Raw genomic sequence first — 17,856 nt, 5'->3', positions numbered from 1 at the left:
TTAACTTTTTTTGGCAATCTCTTTCTGTAACGAAATAACATTTACCTGGTTTTCAACATTTCTTTATAACTATTTTTTATTTATTAATGTCACTCTTTGAAGATAAATCTTTGTTTGTTTTAAACTATTATTCTAAAATTTTCAAGTCCTATATAAACAATTGTAAAATATGTTTTGTAATTTATATATGATTATTGATAGATAAAATAATCATTTTTTATCTATGTTCTTTGACATTTGAAGGTTGTATCAAAAATGTACCTACGAACCAGACATTTATTTTATGTTTAATTAGACAGACTTAATTAAAATAGACGCGATCGCTTTTTTTATTAGGGGCTGATTAGACATATTTTTTACTATGTATTGTTAAATGTCTGAAATCACAAAGTTTGTATAAAATAAACGTTTAAAACTTATTTAACTTCATGGATATCCTCAATTATTCGATAACAACAAGATCCCCGACTTCTTTAAGAAGTCGGGGATCTGAGTCTTTCGAGATAATTGATTATTCTCCACTGATTTATAACTTAAGTGGAAACAAATATTGGTTAGAATAACTTAGATTAGCAACTATTAAGAGGCATCATCTGTGCATCTGCTAGTTGCCAAAAGTGTAAAATAACACAATACTTTTAGAAGTAGATCAACTATGCAAGCAGAATATCGGCAACGTCGCGAGCAATTAATGGCAAAAATTGGTGATGGGACAGCCATTTTTCGCAGTGCGCCAATGGCAGTGATGCACAACGATGTCGAGTATGTTTATCGCCAAGAAAGTGATTTTTTTTACTTGACTGGTTTTAATGAGCCACAAGCAGTAGCAGTGTTAGCGCCGCATCATTCAGAACACCGGTTTGTGCTGTTTGTCCAACCGAAGGATCGCGAAAAGGAAGTATGGACTGGTTATCTTTGTGGGGTAGATGCAGCCAAAGAAATTTATGGCGCTGATGAAGCTTACCCGATTAGCGAGTTAGATGAAAAGTTACCGCAGTATTTAGAAAAAGCCAGCCGGATTTACTATCACTTAGGACGCGATCGCAATTTTAATGATCAAATCCTCAAACATTACCAAAGTTTATTGCGGACTTATCCGAAGCGCGGTACAGGTCCGATCGCTATTGAAGATACTGGCCCTGTACTCAACAGTATGAGATTGATCAAAAGCGAAGCTGAGTTGGAATTGATGCGTCAAGCAGCTGCGATCGCAACTGAAGCACACAATTATGCCCAAGAAATTGCCGCACCAGGACGTTATGAGTACGAAATCCAGGCGGAGATGGAACGCATTTTTCGAGTGCGGGGTGGAATGGGGCCAGCTTATCCTTCCATTGTGGCTTCTGGCGTAAATGCTTGCGTACTGCACTATATTGAGAATAATCGTCAAATGCAGGATGGAGAATTACTGCTAATTGATGCTGGTTGTGCTTATGGTTATTACAATTCCGATATTACGCGGACATTTCCTGTCGGGGGTAAATTTACGCCAGAACAAAAGACACTGTATGAGATTGTTTTGGAGGCGCAAAAACAAGCGATCGCTCAAGTCCAACCAGGTAATCCCTTCAAATTAGTTCATGATACAGCAGTGCGCGTTCTCACAGAAGGTTTAGTCGAACTTGGCATTCTCAAAGGTGAAATCGATCAGTTAATTGAAGAAGAGAAATATAAACCATATTATATGCACCGCACCAGTCATTGGTTAGGTTTAGATGTCCATGATGTCGGTGTTTATCAGCATGGTGAAGATAAACCACAGATTTTACAACCAGGTCAAATTTTGACAGTGGAACCGGGACTATATATTGTGCCAGATACTAAACTAGCAGAAGACCAGCCACAGACCGATCCTCGATGGGTTGGCATTGGCATTCGGATTGAGGATGATGTCTTAGTTACACCTGGGGGACATGAGGTGTTAACTGCGGGGGTTCCCAAAGAAATAGATGAAATCGAAAGATAAAAAATGGCGATGGTAGACATCATCCCTAAAAAAAGCCCGGCGATTGAAATGGCGCGCCAGTTGCTCATGGGGGAAACCCCCAAGACCGCACTGGCTTGGCTATACAGACTTGTGTTGAGCGGAGTCGAAATACAAAACCCACCTCCGTGGGTTTAAAACCCTTTATTTTGTATTAGTCCACGGAGGTGGACTTTGCTTGTGTAGCCCTGATTTCCAGTCGCCCAATACTTCTAAAATTCCACTAAAGGAAAAATTGTGGTGAAAGTAGAACCAACACCTACCTGTGAAGCTAGATTAATTTGGCCTTGCAATAGTTTTACTAAACGCGAGACGATCGCTAATCCCAATCCTGTACTATCAGGAAGATAGGGGCGATCGCTAGAACTCACGCGAAAGTAGGGTTCAAATATCTGGGCTTGGTTTTCGGGTGCAATGCCAACTCCAGTGTCAGAAACTGCGATCGCCCATCTCTGCTTCTCCAACACCTGACACATGATAATAACAGTCCCCGACTCTGTATAACGAATCGCATTACTAATAAGATTTGTAACAATTTGTTGCAACTGAAAAGAATCTGTAATTAATTTTTCAGGGATGCGATCGCAATCGACTACGATTTGTAAATTTTTTCCCGCAGCTAAAGGTTCCAACATCTCACACACATTACCGATTAATTCACGCACATCGGTAGGTGCTAATTGGAGTTTTATCTGTCCTGCCTCATAGCGCGAAAGTTCTAGTACATCATTAATTAGATGAAGTAACTGTCTACCATTGCGTAGTACGCGTTCAATATGTTCTAGATTGGTAAAGCTGTCTTTGATCTCAGTCTTTCGTCGTTGTTGGCGTAAAAATAGATCCGAATAACCAATAATGGAAGTTAGAGGATGTTTCAATTCGTGGGCTAGTTGGGAAAGATACTCTTGATTAGCGCTAATTAGCCGCGTGAGTTCTTCATTATGGAGCGTTAGTGATGCTTGCAACTTATGTAATTCCCGCAAGCGTTCCTCAACATAACTCTTGAAACATCGAGCGATCGCTTCGTCTATAATAGCGTCAATCAAACGCATGGAACGAATTATCTCTGCGGGGATTCCCTTTAATAAATCTGCTTGTAGAGCATCAAATATTACTGTTCGCAGCAGATGATATTCTCTAGCAATTTCTGCTGGATCAAAACCTTGTTCGGCTCGAATCGCTCCATGCTGAAAACTGGCAGTAACCATTGACTGAATATCATTCTCTTGAGATTTTGAAAGCACTGTCACCATAGCTTTCAAAACATCAGGAATGTGATCCTTTACTCCTGTATAAGATAGGTCATCAGCACTTTCAATCCGTCTATCCTTGCGAACTGCTAAAATCCATTTATCAAGGATGGTGTCCTTTTTTTCAGCCAAGAGTTGACTAAAATCCATTATGTTAAATTCAGCTAGGAGATAGATGAGTAAAGTTCCATATGCAAATAGTTTAACGACTAGAGTCGTTTTTTACCAAAATTAGTAAGATATTTCACCTACCAAAAGAAATAGATTTTACAGATTCTGTTGTTGGTGAAATGAGTATCCGTACAGAAAGCTTAAAAAGTATAATATATATCTTGATATCATAAATCAAAATCTAGCAGTTAACAGCCTTGTGACTTGATTGCCAAAATTTTTTAGCTTACTATGCAAGGATTTAATTCACAAGATAACCAAAATTATCAATTTTCTGAATTAGCGAAAAGTTAGGAGAGGCAGTTGATTTAAGTAACAAAATAAACAACAACTATCAGAAGACAGATATTTTTACTGAAGTATCTATGTTAGATTATGTATACCAATGTTATAATGCGCATAATAACCTAGTATTTACTTAGAGTAAGTCAGCCTAATCCAACAGATCGCAGTGCGTGATGTTGGAGCGGAGGAACCAAATTGTGGGGCGTATCTCATAGAAAGTGAGGAGTTGAGAGTGAGGAGTTAGGAATTAAATAAAATTTAGTAACTCATAACTCATAACTCATAACTTTCTACAGAAGGGCATCTCTCAGCCCTAGCCCGTCAGCTAACTTCGTAGGCATTGAGAGGAGACTGAAGAGACGGCATTTTTCTAATGTTCCGATCTCATCGGTTTCCAAGGCTGGTACTGCTCGATTTTTTGTACCCGCACTTAAATCTGTTGAGGTCGTAAATGATATTTCAACTAAACTTAGCAGCGATCGCGGCGATCGCTGGACAAGCAACTTGGAAAAAGGCAAAACCGATCATCCTTAGAGATGTCTTCATTTTACCTGTATTAGGCTTCTTGGGAATAATAGTGTTGTGGTGGATTATTGCACTTGCCAATCATGAATTGATGCCCACCCCAGCAGAAGCGCTAATTGCGAATCTAGACTACATCTTAAATCCCTTCTACCAGAGGGGCCCAGGCAACTTAGGAATTGGTTGGTTGTTGATAGCAAGTCTGCGTCGGGTATTGCTGGGCTTTTTGTTAGGTGCGGTAGTAGCGATTCCTCTGGGGTTTCTAATTGGGATGTCTAGACCGGCAATGCTAGCGCTTAATCCGATCATTCAAATTTTTAAACCTGTATCGCCTCTAGCTTGGCTACCCATCGCCTTAGCAATTTTCAACTTAGCAGATCCTTCCGCCATTTTTGTCATATTTATTACTTCCTTATGGCCGACAATTATTAATACCGCCTTAGGAGTTTCTAGCGTTCCCAAAGATTATTTAGATGTAGCACGAGTCTTGGAAATGCCTCGTTGGCGACGGATTACAAAAATAATTTGGCCTGCAAGCTTACCGTATATTTTTACCGGTTTACGAATTAGTTTAGGGATAGCTTGGCTAGTAATCGTCGCGGTGGAAATGCTCACAGGCGGTGTTGGTATCGGCTTTTTTGTCTGGGATGAATGGAGTCGCTTAAACCTAAGTTCAGTATTTTTAGCTGTGTTTATAATTGGCTTAACTGGGTTAATTTTAGATTACGCCGTGGGTAAAATTCAGGAATTAGTCACCCATCGCCCTACAACTTCTAACTAACAAAATTTGGCTGAGTTCAAAACAGCAAAATCTAACAATACTCTGCACCTGGAGCGTGAGTAATTAATCACCAATGGAGCTACAAAAATGGGTGATAATAACTGGACTCGACGAGATTTTATCAAAGGAATCGGAGCAACCACAACTGGAATAGCGTTATCTTCCTGTGCAATTTCAGGAGATCGATCCGCCAAAGGATTAACAGAAGAAGCCTTAGCTGTACAACCACTAGTTAGATCCCAAGACCTAGAAAAATCCGATCTCACCATTGGTTACGTTCCCGTTAATGATTGTGCGCCATTTGCGATCGCTTGGAAAAAAGGCTTCTTCCGCAAATATGGCTTGAACGTCACACTTAACCGCGAGGCCAGTTGGGCCACTTCCCGCGACGGTTTAATATTTGGTCGTCTGGATGCTTCGCCCGTCGTATCTGGTGCTGTCACCAACGCCAGAATTGGTGCCGAAGGCGCACGCCACGCCCCCTTATGTGCAGCCATGACTATCCATCGCCACGGTAACGCTATGACGATGAACAAAGCCATGTGGGATTTTGGGCTGCGTCCCTGGTACGAGTATCAAGAACAATATGGCGATGGCGCGCTAGAAGCCTTTGGGCGCGATTTTCGAGGCTACTTTGACAAGCAGCCGCCAGAAAACAGAGTTTGGGCAGTAGTATTAAGTTCCGCCATTTACGAATACTTTGTCCGTTACGTATCCGCTGCTGCTGGTGTCGATCCGCTTAAAGAGTTTCGGATCATCATCGTTCCGCCTCCCCAAATGGTAACAAACGTGCGGATTGGTGCTATGCAAGCTTATATGGTTGCAGAACCCTGGAATACACGAGCAATAACAGGTAACGAAAACATCGGCTTTACCTTCGCACAAGGTAAAGAAGTCTGGTTGGGACACCCAGATCGTTTATTGGGGGTGATGGAATCTTTCATTGACAAATACCCCAAAACCTATCGTTCCCTCGTCAAGGCGATGATTGAAGCTTGCCAATATTGCAGCAAAGTAGAAAACCGCCAAGAAGTTGCCGAACTACTTACAGAACGCTCCTTTACAGGTGCTAGACCCAAAAAGAAAGATGCCCTAATCGCGAAATTTACAAGTCCGGGAATTCTCGGCAACTATAACTATGGCGGCTTTGACGGCAAAGACCGCACCATCAAAGCTGCTGATACCACGATTTTCTTCGATATTCCTGACAACCTTCCCAAACAGCCAGGAGAACACTCAACATTTTTATGGAGATCCAGAAGTATCTGGTTAATGACACAAGCAGCGCGGTGGGGACAAATTAAGGAATTTCCCAAAAATGCTGAGAAATTTGCCGAACAAGGCTGGAGAACAGATTTATATCGGGAGATAGCATCAGAAATGGGCATCGAATGCCCCAAGGATGATTACAAGGTCGAACCACCAGAAGTATTTATAGATAAGAAAGGCTTCGACCCCAGCGATCCTGTGGGTTATCTGAATAGTTTTGCCATCAGGGCTAACGCTCCCTCTAGTTTTTTCATGTCTTAAAATACCAAGTTTAAATTTTGATTGATTGAGTAAATTATTTGCGGAGCATTGGATGATGGAATATACCTCATTACCTATTAATACTCAGAACCAAGTTCTGCCCCGCACTGGATTTTTAGAAATTGAAAATTTAGTCAAGTCTTATCCGACACCTGATAAAGATAACTTTGTCGTTTTAGATGGAGTTAATCTGACGATTGGTGAAGATGAATATATTTCTGTAATTGGTCACTCTGGTTGTGGAAAATCAACTCTACTAAAGATAGTAGCTGGTTTAGAAAAAGCAACTTCCGGCTCAGTAAGACTAGATGGACAAGAAATTCGTCAGCCTGGAGCCGAGAGGATGATGGTATTTCAGAACTATTCGCTGTTACCTTGGTTAACAGTGCGAGAAAATATCCGTTTAGCCGTAGATGAAGTGCTAAAAAATGCTAATCGTGCCGAGAAAATTAGCATTGTAAATCAACACTTGGCAATGGTAAACTTGACGGCGGCGGCTGACAAATATCCTGATGAAATTTCTGGAGGTATGAAACAACGAGTAGGTATTGCCAGAGCTTTAGCAATTCGTCCCAAAATGTTGCTGATGGATGAACCTTTTGGGGCACTAGATGCACTAACTCGTGGCAAATTGCAGCGGCAGGTATTGGATATTTGGGAAAATAATCGTCAAGCAGTGATGATGATTACCCACGATGTAGACGAAGCAATTTATATGTCCGATCGCATCGTTTTGATGACCAATGGCCCAGCTGCTAGTATTGGGGAGATTTTAGAAGTTCCTTTTGAGCATCCACGCGATCGCGCCGCCATGCGAAACTCAAAAGAGTATTTTGAACTCCGCAACCACGCCTTAAATTTCCTGGATCGATATTTTGCCCAAGACGAGTAAATTAGATTATCATTTTTTTAGTGGGTAGCCTAATTCAAATTCATGAAAGCTGGATTTGGAACGGAGGAACCAATGTTTGGGGCTAATCTTGCAGAGAGCGGCAATTTAAGAGTAAAAAGTTTTAACTCAGCACGGGCTATACGCCCCGCTTACGCTAACAGCACTCCTAAGAGAGAGACACCTTCCAGTCTTAGCCCGTCAGCTAACTCCGTAGGCAATGGAAGGAACCCCCAAGACTTTGGCTGTAATACAGTTATTATTGGGGTTTCCTTGACTAATTTAAGATTTTGGTTATCGTCACTCAGTGTAAAATCGTTCAACTGAGCGACTTTTGCCGAGCATCTCGACTTCGCTCGATGGAACCGGAGCGGAGGTAAGCCGAAGTCCAAAATCCAAAATTTGTCCCCCTGCTTCTCATTGCTAATTCATTTCATTAGGAGAAGTAAAGCTGTGCAAATTAAGCCAATGTTAGCACGTCTGCAAAGTGCCACGGGTCGAGATGACTTAATTGAACAAATGGTACTGCTGCCAGAACCAAACAAACCTTTTTCTAAAAAACCTCAAAAGGCGAAAGCAGTTAATCTAATTGTTGCTTATGACGCATCTCCCAACAGTCATACGGCATTAGATATTGCCTTTTGGATTGCCCATCAAACGCGTTTGGCCACCAATACAGAAGTTACAGTTCAAGCCGTTTATGTACTAGAAGATAATCAAAGCAATCAGTATCCAAATATCTTAAGCTTTCCACAACAACAGCGTTCATTGGAATGTCAAGTTAGTGAAGTATCAAAGTCTGTCACACAGGTATTAACTCAACCTAAATTACAGACAGCGATCACTCCTCTACAACAAGCAGATATAATTCTCTGGCAAGCCCGAAGTCTGGCTGAAGAATGGCAGGGTTCTTTCAAATCTCATTTACGGTTTGGTTCCATTTCCACAGAACTTAACAAAGTTGTTGAATCAGAAAGTGCCGATATTTTATTTTTAGGTTGCAACTCTGTCAATCATCCAATGATTGAGGCTCTAGGTTCTAATTTCCCCTGTGCCGTTTTGGGTATTCCCAGTTGTATTGATGAATAATCGCTGTTTAAAATTTCAGTAATTTTTGTCAAATTTTGATCGGAGAAAAGTCACCTAAAACTAGGTGACTTTTTTGCTACTCAATAAATAAACTTCGAGAGTATATGGAAAACTGGCAAGCATTTATAGAAGCCAATGCAATACTGCTAAGGCTAAAAAATAAAAATGTGTAGGTTGGGTTGAGGAACAAAACCCAACCTACGAATTAACAATCTTGGTAAATTTGCCAAATTGGTGCAATGTTGTACCGTCTCTGAATGGGAAGCGCTATAAGCACTTAAGTGCTTACTACAAACATATCTTAACCTGTGATAATGTTTGTGGCAGACGACTAATAGCCAATCAGATGTAAAACGTCGCGCAGGACACTATAACCAGCTAAGTCCCAAAGCAAATAGGCAAGAAAGCCAATAGCTGCCAAGCGACCATTCCAAATTTCCGCTTGAGGAGTCCAACCAAACAAAAATGCATTGCGGTCTATACCATTGTATGCGGGTGCAACAACTGGTAAATCGGTAGAAGGACGAGTTTCTTGAGTTGCCATTTTTTTCTCCAAAATCTAATAGTTTTTTAGGTGTTTAGTTTCTAGTAGCCAATCAGATGTAAAACGTCACGCAAGACGCTATAACCAGCTAAATCCCAAAGTAAATAAGCTAGAAAGCCAATTGCTGCCAAGCGACCGTTCCAAATTTCCGCTTGAGGAGTCCAGCCAAACAAAAATGCATTGCGATCTATGCCGTTGTATTCGGGTGCAACAACTGGTAAATCAGTAGAAGGGCGAGTTTCTTGAGTTGCCATTTTTTTCTCCGAAATTTAGTAGCTTTTTAAGTGTTTAGTTTCTAGTAGCCAATTAGATGCAATACGTCACGTAGGACGCTATAACCAGCTAAATCCCAAAGCAGATAGGCAACAAAGCCAATCATTGCAAAACGAACGTTTAAAATTTCGGCTTGAGGAGTCTAATCAAACAGAAAATCATTGCGATCGCAACTATTATATTCTGTTGACATTATTGGCAAATCTCTAGAAAAAGGAGTTACCATTTCCTGCCCTCAACAATTCGTTTGTTAACTTTAATGTAGCTATTAATATCTAGAATGCTTTCTGTCTATAGGCACAAAAGACAAGCACTTCTTCTGGCCGATGCTCAAACGTATTGTTATAAATAAATCCACCTAGAGAGAGTGATAAAAATAGATATTTAAAGAAATCTAAACTATTTGAAAGCAAACTATTATTAAAATAAAATTAATCACTAGAAATTAAATAATTAAAATTAGCACTACATAAGTAATATTGCTTGCCAATTTAATTATGTCTTTTACCAAGAGATAGCAAAATTTATATCTTCCGCTGTATGAGGGTTTCAGCCTTTGGAGAGATGCTTTAAAGAGGTAAATTCTACGATTGTGATCTAAAGAGTTAGGTATTGCCATAGGTACAAACATAATAAATACTAAGAGTTGCTTCTCAAGAAATTCTTAATTCCCCCAAATTTAAACTTAGTAGGTAGAAGGAAATCCAATGTTCCAAAGTACGGAAATCATGGTGGGACTCTACAAACCACTATTGTGGTTAGCACAGGTTCCAGTAGAATCCTCAAACGTCACGCCAGAACAGGCATCAGTTCTCATTTCTGGGCCGCGCTTTTTTGTAGCTTTAATCTCCGGCGTGATTCTTGCCTTTGCTTTCCAATTAGTTCTAACTAATCTCTCCCTTGCAGCCGGTATTTCCTACCTGGGGCACTCATCTGATTCGGATTCAGATAATGGGGAAGTCGGAAGTTTGGGCGGCAGCATTCGCAAAATCGGCACAGCAGTGGGTATTTGGACATTATTCACTGTGACTGTCGCCTTATTAATCGCTTCTTACCTAGCAGTAAAATTGAGCCTTGTGATCTCAGACCGAGGATTGGGAGCGATTCTCGGTTTAGTGATTTGGGGTGCTTACTTTTTGCTCCTAGTTTGGGTCAGTTCCACCACCGTAGGCTCCTTAATTGGCTCAGTTGTCAATACGGCAACATCTGGGTTTCAGGCGATTATGGGGACTGCTACCGCCGCACTAGGCGCTAAAGCTGTCAATAGCCAAGTGGTAGCCACAGCTGAAGCCGCCGCCGCTGCTGTCCGTCGAGAACTCGGAAGCGCCATCGACCCCATAAGTATCCGGGAAAACATTGAAGATTACTTAGAAAAGATCCGTCCTCCAGAACTCGATGTGTCAAAGATTCGGAGTGATTTTGAAAATTTACTCAACGATCCCCAATTAAAAGCGATCGCTGGGACTCCAGATATCCGCAACATCGACCGCCAAAAGTTTATCGAGTTAGTCAGCAGCCGCACCGATCTTTCCAAAAAAGATGTTAGCCGGATTGCTGATACATTGTATAAAGTTTGGCAGCAAGTGGTGGGTCAGCAAGCACCCACCGAAGATCGTTTGGGTGAGTTGATGGATTATTTGAAATCACTCCAACCAGGACAAACCAAAACAGATGAACTCAACGCCAAACTGGATCGGTTATTAGCAGAAAAGAGTGGTTCCAAAGAATCTGACCAAAACCAAAAGGCAGCCTCTGGGCCAATTCAAAGTACAATCCAGCAAGGACTATCTGCTTTAACCGCCACTGTGTTGGGACGGGCAGATTTGCCTGATTTGGATGTGGAAAAAATCTTGCGTAGTCTCACCACCGCCAAAGATAAAGTCACTCAACAAGCAGATAAGCTAGGGTTGCCAACACCATCACAACCTTATAGCCCAATTCGGGCTGATGTCGAAAACTACCTGCACAACACTTATGCTTGGCAACTGAGTCCAGAAAAAATTGCCCAGGAATTTCGTGATGTCATCTACGACCCAGCAGCCGACCCTGGAATCGTCCGCCGGGAACTAGAGTTACTATCCCGCAATGATTTTGCCAATATTCTGCAACAACGGGGATTGCTTACCCAAGCCCAAATTCAGCGCATTGCAAATCAGCTAGAAATTGTCCGCCAAGAAGTGGTAGTAACAGTGAGAGCTGTTGAAGAAAGAGAGATAGTCCAAGACTTGCAACGCGCAGTAGAAAGTTATTTACTCGTTACTCCCAAGGCAGATTTGACACCTGAAGGCATTGAGCAGAATTTTAAACCACTGTTGGAAGACTCAGAGGCAGATTATGAAACCCTGACATTGCGACTAGCGCACATTGAGCGCCAAGAAATTCGGGAGATATTGTTACAACGTAATGATGTCCAGTTATATGAAGTAGACAGCATTCTTGATGAGTTGGAAAAACAACGCGATCGCGTCTTGGTAGAATCCAAAGGACTAGCAGAACAGGCACAATATCAAGCAGAAACCCTGTGGCTGAATGTAGAATCATATCTGCGTAACACAGGCAAATCAGAACTGAATCCTGATGCTATCCGTGCTGACTTCAAAAGGTTACTGGAAGATCCTCAAGCTGGAATTAGCTCAATTCGGGCGCGGTTGTCTCGCTTTGATCGCGATACCTTAGTGCAATTGTTGAGTCAGCGGGAAGATTTAAGTGAAGATCAAGTTAATCAAATCATCAATACAACTGAGGAGTCATGGCATAGTATTCGCCACACACCCCAAGCTGTAGTGGATAAAGCGAAAGAGCAATACGACTCTGTGACAACGACGATCGCAGATTATCTACGGAATACTGGTAAACAAGAACTCAATCCTGAAGGTATTGGGCGAGACTTGACCAGATTGTTTGAAAATCCCAAAGAGGGAGCCGTCGCACTGCGCCGTAGATTGTCGCAGGTAGACCGGGATACACTAGTGAAATTACTCAGTCAACGCCAAGACTTGAGTGAAGAACAAGTCAATGAAATCATTGATTCCACCCAAACTTCGATTCGCAACTTTGTACGTGCGCCTCGTCGCCTAGCTAGCCGTACACAGCAGAGAGTCGAAACATTCAAAGGTTATCTCGAAGAGTATCTGCGCCAAACTGGTAAGGAAGAACTCAATCCTGAAGGTATTAAACGCGACTTGCAATTATTGTTGCACGATCCGCGAGTCGGCGTAGAAAGTTTTGGCGATCGCCTTTCCCAGTTTGACCGTGATACCATCATCGCCCTGCTGAAAATTCGGGAAGATATTTCTGATGAAGAAGCAGCACGGATTGCCGATAATATGGTGTCCGTAAGGGATCAATTTGTCGAACAAGTACGAAGCATTCAACGGGGCATTCAAGATGCAATTGACGGGGTTTTCGCCCGCATTCGTAACTATCTCAACTCCCTGGATCGCCCAGAACTTAACTATGACAGTATTAAGCGCGATATTCGCACAGTTTTTGACGATCCCCAGGCTGGTTTCGATGCCCTGCGCGATCGCCTGTCCTCCTTTGACCGTGATACCCTAGTGGCAATTATGAGTTCTCGTGAGGACATCTCCGAAGAAGATGCCAACCGGATCATCGACCAGATTGAACGGGCACGCAACACAGTATTGCAACGTGCAGAACGCATACAGCACGAAGCCCAACGCCGTCTAGAACAGGTAAAGCATCAAGCACAGCGGCAAGCAGAAGAAACCCGCAAAGCCGCAGCTACAGCAGCGTGGTGGCTGTTTGCCACAGCATTCGTCTCCGCCATTTTCTCTGCATTAGGAGGAGCGATCGCTGTAGTTTAACAAGTTGTCTCCGCTAACTTTTCAGCCTCCCAGAATGGGAGGCTTTTCTATGTTAAGGATGAATACTCCTACGCAGAAGCAAGCTACGCGTAGCATCTGGTAAAGAAGAAAGAAAAGGAAAAAATACGTATTGACAGATTTCGTGTAATACCAATTTGAAAAAAGAATGCGACAAATAGACCATCTGTAGAGACGCGATTCATCGCGTCTTTACTCAAAGATGTGTTGCAATCATTAATTGAATTGCTACAAGTATGCCTTTCAATATAGTCATATATGAATATCCTTTACTGCTCTAATCTCAGCAATTAGATGGGTGGAAATAGATTTTGTTTAATGTTTTAATATTATTAAATAGCTTGCAATCAAAACTCAGTCTCTTATCAATACATCACTCCGTAATTTTTGCAAGTTAATAACTATTACCTAAGTAGCAATCTCAAACAATGGAAAATACATTAGTTGATAAAACCTTCCGTGACAGCAATGGCAAAATTGTTTTGGCTGAAATGCCAAACCCACCACTGATTCTTTGGATAGTAGCTAGTTTGCTAACCCTAGTTTTTACCAGTGGTAAAATCAATACAGTGTTAGACTTTTTGGCAAATGGCGCCTTGTTTACTTGGGCGTGGATGGAGCTATTTCAAGGCGTTAATTATTTTCGTAGAGCGCTAGGTCTTGCCGTATTGATTGCTATGATCGTATATAAAATTCAGTAAAGCTAAATAATTAAGTAATAAATAATACTAACAAAAGAGGAGTTCTCAACTCCCTTTTTTTTTGTCCAAAGTTCCAAATGTGAATAAAGTCATACTTAAGTTATGACTTTATTCCACTGTGTTTTCTGATTTAGTATTTTAAACTCAGAGCAATACAGCAAATCAATTAACTCGTGCAACAAACAAAACTTCCTGTAAAGTTAACAGATAAGAATATCTGTTCACAAATTATTGATAAATGCTGTATAAAACTCAAGAAAATTAATTGATGGAGATTTGAACATGAAACGTATTTTATTAGGTACATTACTTGCTCTCCCATTTGCAATTTCCTCCTTGCCGTCACAAGCATCAGCGGCAGAAATCATTGTTAGACCCAATGTTCATAGAGCTGCTATTGTGCGTAAACCTGTTGTCGTCCGATATCAACGAAAGTTAATTCCTGCACATTGGGAAACAGTAAGACGCGGTAACAGGTGGGTTAAAGTTAGAGTTCCTGCTCGTTATGTAAATGTCAGAGTTTAATATCTAAATAGAGGCTAACAACTAAAGCTGTTAGCCTCTATTAGTTAAAATTTTGTTGCTGAATAAGACTTAGAAGTAAATACAAGTAGCTGACATAAGTCAATTTAATCAACATGAATATATATCAAAATTCTCAGGTTTTTAAAAAACTTTTAATATTTATAATAGGAATTAGTTTAGTAACAGCCTGTGATTCAATTCAGGCTGATGAAAAAAGTATAACTAAAGACAAAATCTTGATTGGTGATAATTATGGAGAACTATACAATCAAGGAAAGTTACGTAATTACTACTTTTACACTCCAAAATCTTATAATTTAGACAGCCCGATGCCGTTAGTTTTAGTATTTCATGGAGATGATGGTAATGGTCGGTCTATCAGTAATGTAACTCGCTTCAATGAATTAGCAGAGCAAAAAGGATTTATTGTTGTTTATCCAGATGGAATTGACCAAAAATGGAGCCTTAGAGGTAACGCTCAAGGAAGGGTAGATGATGTTTTGTTTGTCAGTGCTTTGATTAATCATCTTCAGCAGCAACTTAATATTGATAGTCATAAAGTTTATGCCACCGGTTTTTCTAGAGGTGGCATACTTACCCAAGCACTGGCTTGTAAGTTACCTGATAAAATTGCTGGTTTTGCATCAGTAGCTGGTTCGCTCCCAGTTAGACTCAAACCTAATTGTCAGCATCAAACTCCCATATCGATGTTAACGATCAACGGTACAAACGATCGCGACGTACTTTATGAAGGTGACGATCGCACTCAACGAGGAGCGCTGGTTTCGATCTCAGACATGGTAGAGTTTTGGCGATGTCTGACGACAAGCCGCTTCGCGTCTACGCACGATCGATGTACCTTATCTAATCAATCTCCGAATTTTTCTGAAGATAAAGTGAAAACCGCTATCTACACAGGTTGTAGTGGCGACTCAGAAGTCTGGCAGCTAGCGGTAGTAAACGGTGGACATTTCTGGCCTGGTGGTTCTTCAACTGACGAGAGCCTAAACAAATTCAATGCCAAGCTGGGGCTGAACGCCAGTGAAACAATTTGGGACTTTTTTCAGCATCACAGTTCATGAGTCGCTAATTTTTTAACGTGAATTCGACAGACCTCACCCACCCAGCCTCCCTCTCCTGCGTTCGCGAAGCGTCTCGAAGAGAGGAGAGGGAGGAGCAACGAAAAATTAGGCTTTTTGCTCCCCTCTCCTGTTAGGAGAGGGGCTGGGGGTGAGGTCAAAATCCTGTGCATCGAACTCACGTTTTTTTAAACACCATTTTCCTTAAACCATCCCAAGAGGCGTTTCCAACCATCCTGAGCTTCTTTTTCACGGTAGGAGGGGCGATAATCGGCAAAAAATGCGTGGGGTGCATTGGGATAGACGATAATTTCAGATTTGCTACTGCTGGACTTTAAGCGATCGCGCATCTGCTCTACTGTATCAAGAGTAATACCTGTATCCTTCCCACCATAGAGTCCGAGAATAGGGACTGTCAGTTTTGATGCAATCTCAACGGGATACTTGGGCTGAAGTTCGGTAGCATCGCCTACAAGCTTCCCGTACCACGCCACACCTGCCTTTACCTGGGGATTATGTGCCGCATATAACCAAGTAATGCGCCCGCCCCAGCAGAAGCCTGTAATTCCCAATTTCTCGCCATTGCCCTTAGCTGACTTCTTTGCCCACTCTACTGTGGAATCAAGATCGGATAACACCTGGGCATCTGGTACTTTGGCGACAATTGGACGAATTTCGTCTATATTGCTTAACTTCGAGACATCGCCTTCACGCACAAATAATTCTGGTGCGATCGCTAAATATCCCAACCGAGCAAAGCGACGAGTGATATCCTGGATATGCTCGTGTACACCAAAGATTTCCTGGATTACCAGAACAATTGGGAAATTTTCACCAGTAGCTGGTGCTGCTCTATAGGCAGGAATTTCGCCATCTTTGACGGGAATTTTCACTGCACCAGCTACTAAGCCCTTGGCATCAGTAGTGATGACTCCAGCAGAAATGGGTTGTACTGCGAGGGCAAAACCTGTCGCCACTGTAGCTGTTGCAATAAATTTGCGGCGCGTTATTTCTTTCATCATCTCTACGTTGAATTACTAAGTTCCCTTATATTTAGGTTACTGTATGGTCAAATGCGCGGAGGGGTAGGTGTACAAATTTCATACCCGAAAAAAAGTGCTTCTATCTCAACACCAGCAAGCGTTTCACCCCACTAATTATCCAAATTCATCCGCGCAATCTCTGAAATGCTTACAGTAATTAGGTTTCAGCCTTCAACTTTTCCCAACACTCTTTCCAAACGAATTCTCTAATGCTATGATCACTTTAGATTCGCGCAACCGCACCTTGAAAACTAAATATAGCTTGGCTTTCAGGCTCCTGCTATTGCAATTCATCAAAATCCCTATTAGGGATTGAAACTTAAAGTGGATGGTTGAGTTACTTAGATAGATCAATTGCAATTCATCAAAATCCCTATTAGGGATTGAAACTTAAGGACATCCAATGCAAAGCAGCGCTAGTAGACATTGCAATTCATCAAAATCCCTATTAGGGATTGAAACATCCCACAACTGGACTTTGCGAATTGACTCCGAATTGCAATTCATCAAAATCCCTATTAGGGATTGAAACATAATCGCCAAGACTTTAGGAGAAGCTCTAGCGGATGCAATTGCAATTCATCAAAATCCCTATTAGGGATTGAAACTTGTCCGCTGATTTACATCATCGGGATATTCATTGCAATTCATCAAAATCCCTATTAGGGATTGAAACAAAGCATACATACAGCAGAGCGAATAACCAGGGTATTGCAATTCATCAAAATCCCTATTAGGGATTGAAACATCCAAGCCCAGCCAGTCAGCGAAAAGATGTTTTGATTGCAATTCATCAAAATCCCTATTAGGGATTGAAACAGGTAAATCCCAGATAGACTTACCACCTACTCGTATTGCAATTCATCAAAATCCCTATTAGGGATTGAAACATAAATCTAGTATCCACGCCGGAAGGCGGCTTGATTGCAATTCATCAAAATCCCTATTAGGGATTGAAACGATTGCAACCCATTGCCCAACGGCGAAGTGAGAGGATTGCAATTCATCAAAATCCCTATTAGGGATTGAAACGTTGCAATCCATTGCCCTGCGATTCTGGGGGAGCCGTCAAATTGCAATTCATCAAAATCCCTATTAGGGATTGAAACATTAAAAGCAAAAATCAAGAAGTTGAACGAGCAAGATTGCAATTCATCAAAATCCCTATTAGGGATTGAAACAATTCTTCTCTTATTGATTCTGTGATCATACTTTCTTGAATTGCAATTCATCAAAATCCCTATTAGGGATTGAAACGAATGCTTCTGGACACCGGATGCGATCGCTGATGAAAATTGCAATTCATCAAAATCCCTATTAGGGATTGAAACGAAAAGCCCGACGG

Annotated in this window: 13 protein-coding genes, 1 pseudogene, 1 CRISPR repeat array and 2 riboswitches (1 of these 17 running past the window's edge); of the genes and pseudogenes, 9 read left to right on the top strand and 5 right to left on the bottom strand. The window is 41.4% G+C overall.

Annotated features, from left to right (window positions below; genetic code table 11):
* The first annotated feature begins 655 nt into the window (after window positions 1–655).
* Window positions 656–1,966 carry an aminopeptidase P N-terminal domain-containing protein gene (locus CDG76_RS18625; RefSeq protein ID WP_094350432.1) on the top strand — a complete coding sequence of 437 codons (1,311 nt, stop codon included), beginning with the start codon at window positions 656–658 and terminating at the stop codon, window positions 1,964–1,966.
* Between the two features lie 230 nt (window positions 1,967–2,196).
* Here the strand turns inward: CDG76_RS18625 and CDG76_RS18620 are convergent, their stop codons facing one another.
* On the bottom strand, window positions 2,197–3,384 hold the full coding sequence (locus tag CDG76_RS18620; protein ID WP_094350431.1) for a sensor histidine kinase: 1,188 nt from the start codon (window positions 3,382–3,384) through the stop codon (window positions 2,197–2,199).
* A gap of 441 nt (window positions 3,385–3,825) precedes the next feature.
* Window positions 3,826–4,045: riboswitch (cyclic di-AMP (ydaO/yuaA leader) on the top strand.
* A 96-nt stretch (window positions 4,046–4,141) separates the two neighbouring features.
* Between CDG76_RS18620 and ntrB the strand changes: the two genes are divergently transcribed.
* From ntrB to CDG76_RS18600, 4 genes are all read left to right on the top strand, one after another.
* Window positions 4,142–4,993: a nitrate ABC transporter permease gene (ntrB, locus tag CDG76_RS18615; RefSeq protein WP_190240895.1), complete on the top strand. Its 852-nt coding sequence runs from the start codon at window positions 4,142–4,144 to the stop codon at window positions 4,991–4,993.
* A gap of 87 nt (window positions 4,994–5,080) precedes the next feature.
* Window positions 5,081–6,523 (top strand): ABC transporter substrate-binding protein, encoded by a 1,443-nt coding sequence (locus CDG76_RS18610; RefSeq protein WP_094350430.1) that lies wholly within the window; start codon window positions 5,081–5,083, stop codon window positions 6,521–6,523.
* A 55-nt stretch (window positions 6,524–6,578) separates the two neighbouring features.
* Complete coding sequence (locus CDG76_RS18605) at window positions 6,579–7,415, top strand: ABC transporter ATP-binding protein (protein WP_094350429.1); 837 nt, start codon at window positions 6,579–6,581, stop codon at window positions 7,413–7,415.
* Between the two features lie 16 nt (window positions 7,416–7,431).
* Window positions 7,432–7,647, top strand: a riboswitch (cyclic di-AMP (ydaO/yuaA leader).
* Between the two features lie 233 nt (window positions 7,648–7,880).
* Window positions 7,881–8,501: a universal stress protein gene (locus tag CDG76_RS18600; RefSeq protein WP_094350428.1), complete on the top strand. Its 621-nt coding sequence runs from the start codon at window positions 7,881–7,883 to the stop codon at window positions 8,499–8,501.
* A gap of 331 nt (window positions 8,502–8,832) precedes the next feature.
* Here the strand turns inward: CDG76_RS18600 and CDG76_RS18595 are convergent, their stop codons facing one another.
* The 3 genes and pseudogenes from CDG76_RS18595 to CDG76_RS38410 form a co-directional block, all read right to left on the bottom strand.
* A complete protein-coding gene (locus CDG76_RS18595) occupies window positions 8,833–9,045 on the bottom strand; it encodes a high light inducible protein (protein WP_094350427.1) in 213 nt (70 codons plus the stop codon).
* A gap of 41 nt (window positions 9,046–9,086) precedes the next feature.
* Window positions 9,087–9,299: a high light inducible protein gene (locus CDG76_RS18590; RefSeq protein WP_094350426.1), complete on the bottom strand. Its 213-nt coding sequence runs from the start codon at window positions 9,297–9,299 to the stop codon at window positions 9,087–9,089.
* A 41-nt stretch (window positions 9,300–9,340) separates the two neighbouring features.
* Window positions 9,341–9,544 (bottom strand): annotated as a pseudogene (locus tag CDG76_RS38410) (high light inducible protein).
* 481 nt (window positions 9,545–10,025) lie between these two features.
* Here CDG76_RS38410 and CDG76_RS18580 point away from each other — a divergent pair.
* The 4 genes from CDG76_RS18580 (at window position 10,026) to CDG76_RS18565 (ending at window position 15,471) form a co-directional block, all read left to right on the top strand.
* Window positions 10,026–13,145, top strand: coding sequence for a hypothetical protein (locus CDG76_RS18580; RefSeq protein ID WP_094350425.1), 3,120 nt, complete (start codon window positions 10,026–10,028; stop codon window positions 13,143–13,145).
* Between the two features lie 446 nt (window positions 13,146–13,591).
* Window positions 13,592–13,864, top strand: a complete 273-nt coding sequence (locus CDG76_RS18575) for a hypothetical protein (RefSeq protein WP_094350424.1) — start codon at window positions 13,592–13,594, stop codon at window positions 13,862–13,864.
* Between the two features lie 282 nt (window positions 13,865–14,146).
* Entirely contained in the window at window positions 14,147–14,389 is a 243-nt protein-coding gene (locus CDG76_RS18570) for a hypothetical protein (protein WP_094350423.1), read from the top strand.
* A 113-nt stretch (window positions 14,390–14,502) separates the two neighbouring features.
* Complete coding sequence (locus tag CDG76_RS18565; protein WP_094350422.1) at window positions 14,503–15,471, top strand: extracellular catalytic domain type 1 short-chain-length polyhydroxyalkanoate depolymerase; 969 nt, start codon at window positions 14,503–14,505, stop codon at window positions 15,469–15,471.
* A gap of 185 nt (window positions 15,472–15,656) precedes the next feature.
* Here the strand turns inward: CDG76_RS18565 and CDG76_RS18560 are convergent, their stop codons facing one another.
* Entirely contained in the window at window positions 15,657–16,487 is an 831-nt protein-coding gene (locus CDG76_RS18560; protein ID WP_094350421.1) for a dienelactone hydrolase family protein, read from the bottom strand.
* Between the two features lie 306 nt (window positions 16,488–16,793).
* A CRISPR array of direct repeats spans window positions 16,794–17,856; the repeat unit is 37 nt; unit sequence ATTGCAATTCATCAAAATCCCTATTAGGGATTGAAAC; it runs 1,002 nt beyond the window's last position.

This window comes from Nostoc sp. 'Peltigera membranacea cyanobiont' 210A, from assembly GCF_002246015.1.
Taxonomy (GTDB): domain Bacteria; phylum Cyanobacteriota; class Cyanobacteriia; order Cyanobacteriales; family Nostocaceae; genus Nostoc.
The sequence above is the reverse complement of the archived record's forward strand: the minus strand, read 5'-3'. Positions and strand labels throughout refer to the sequence as shown.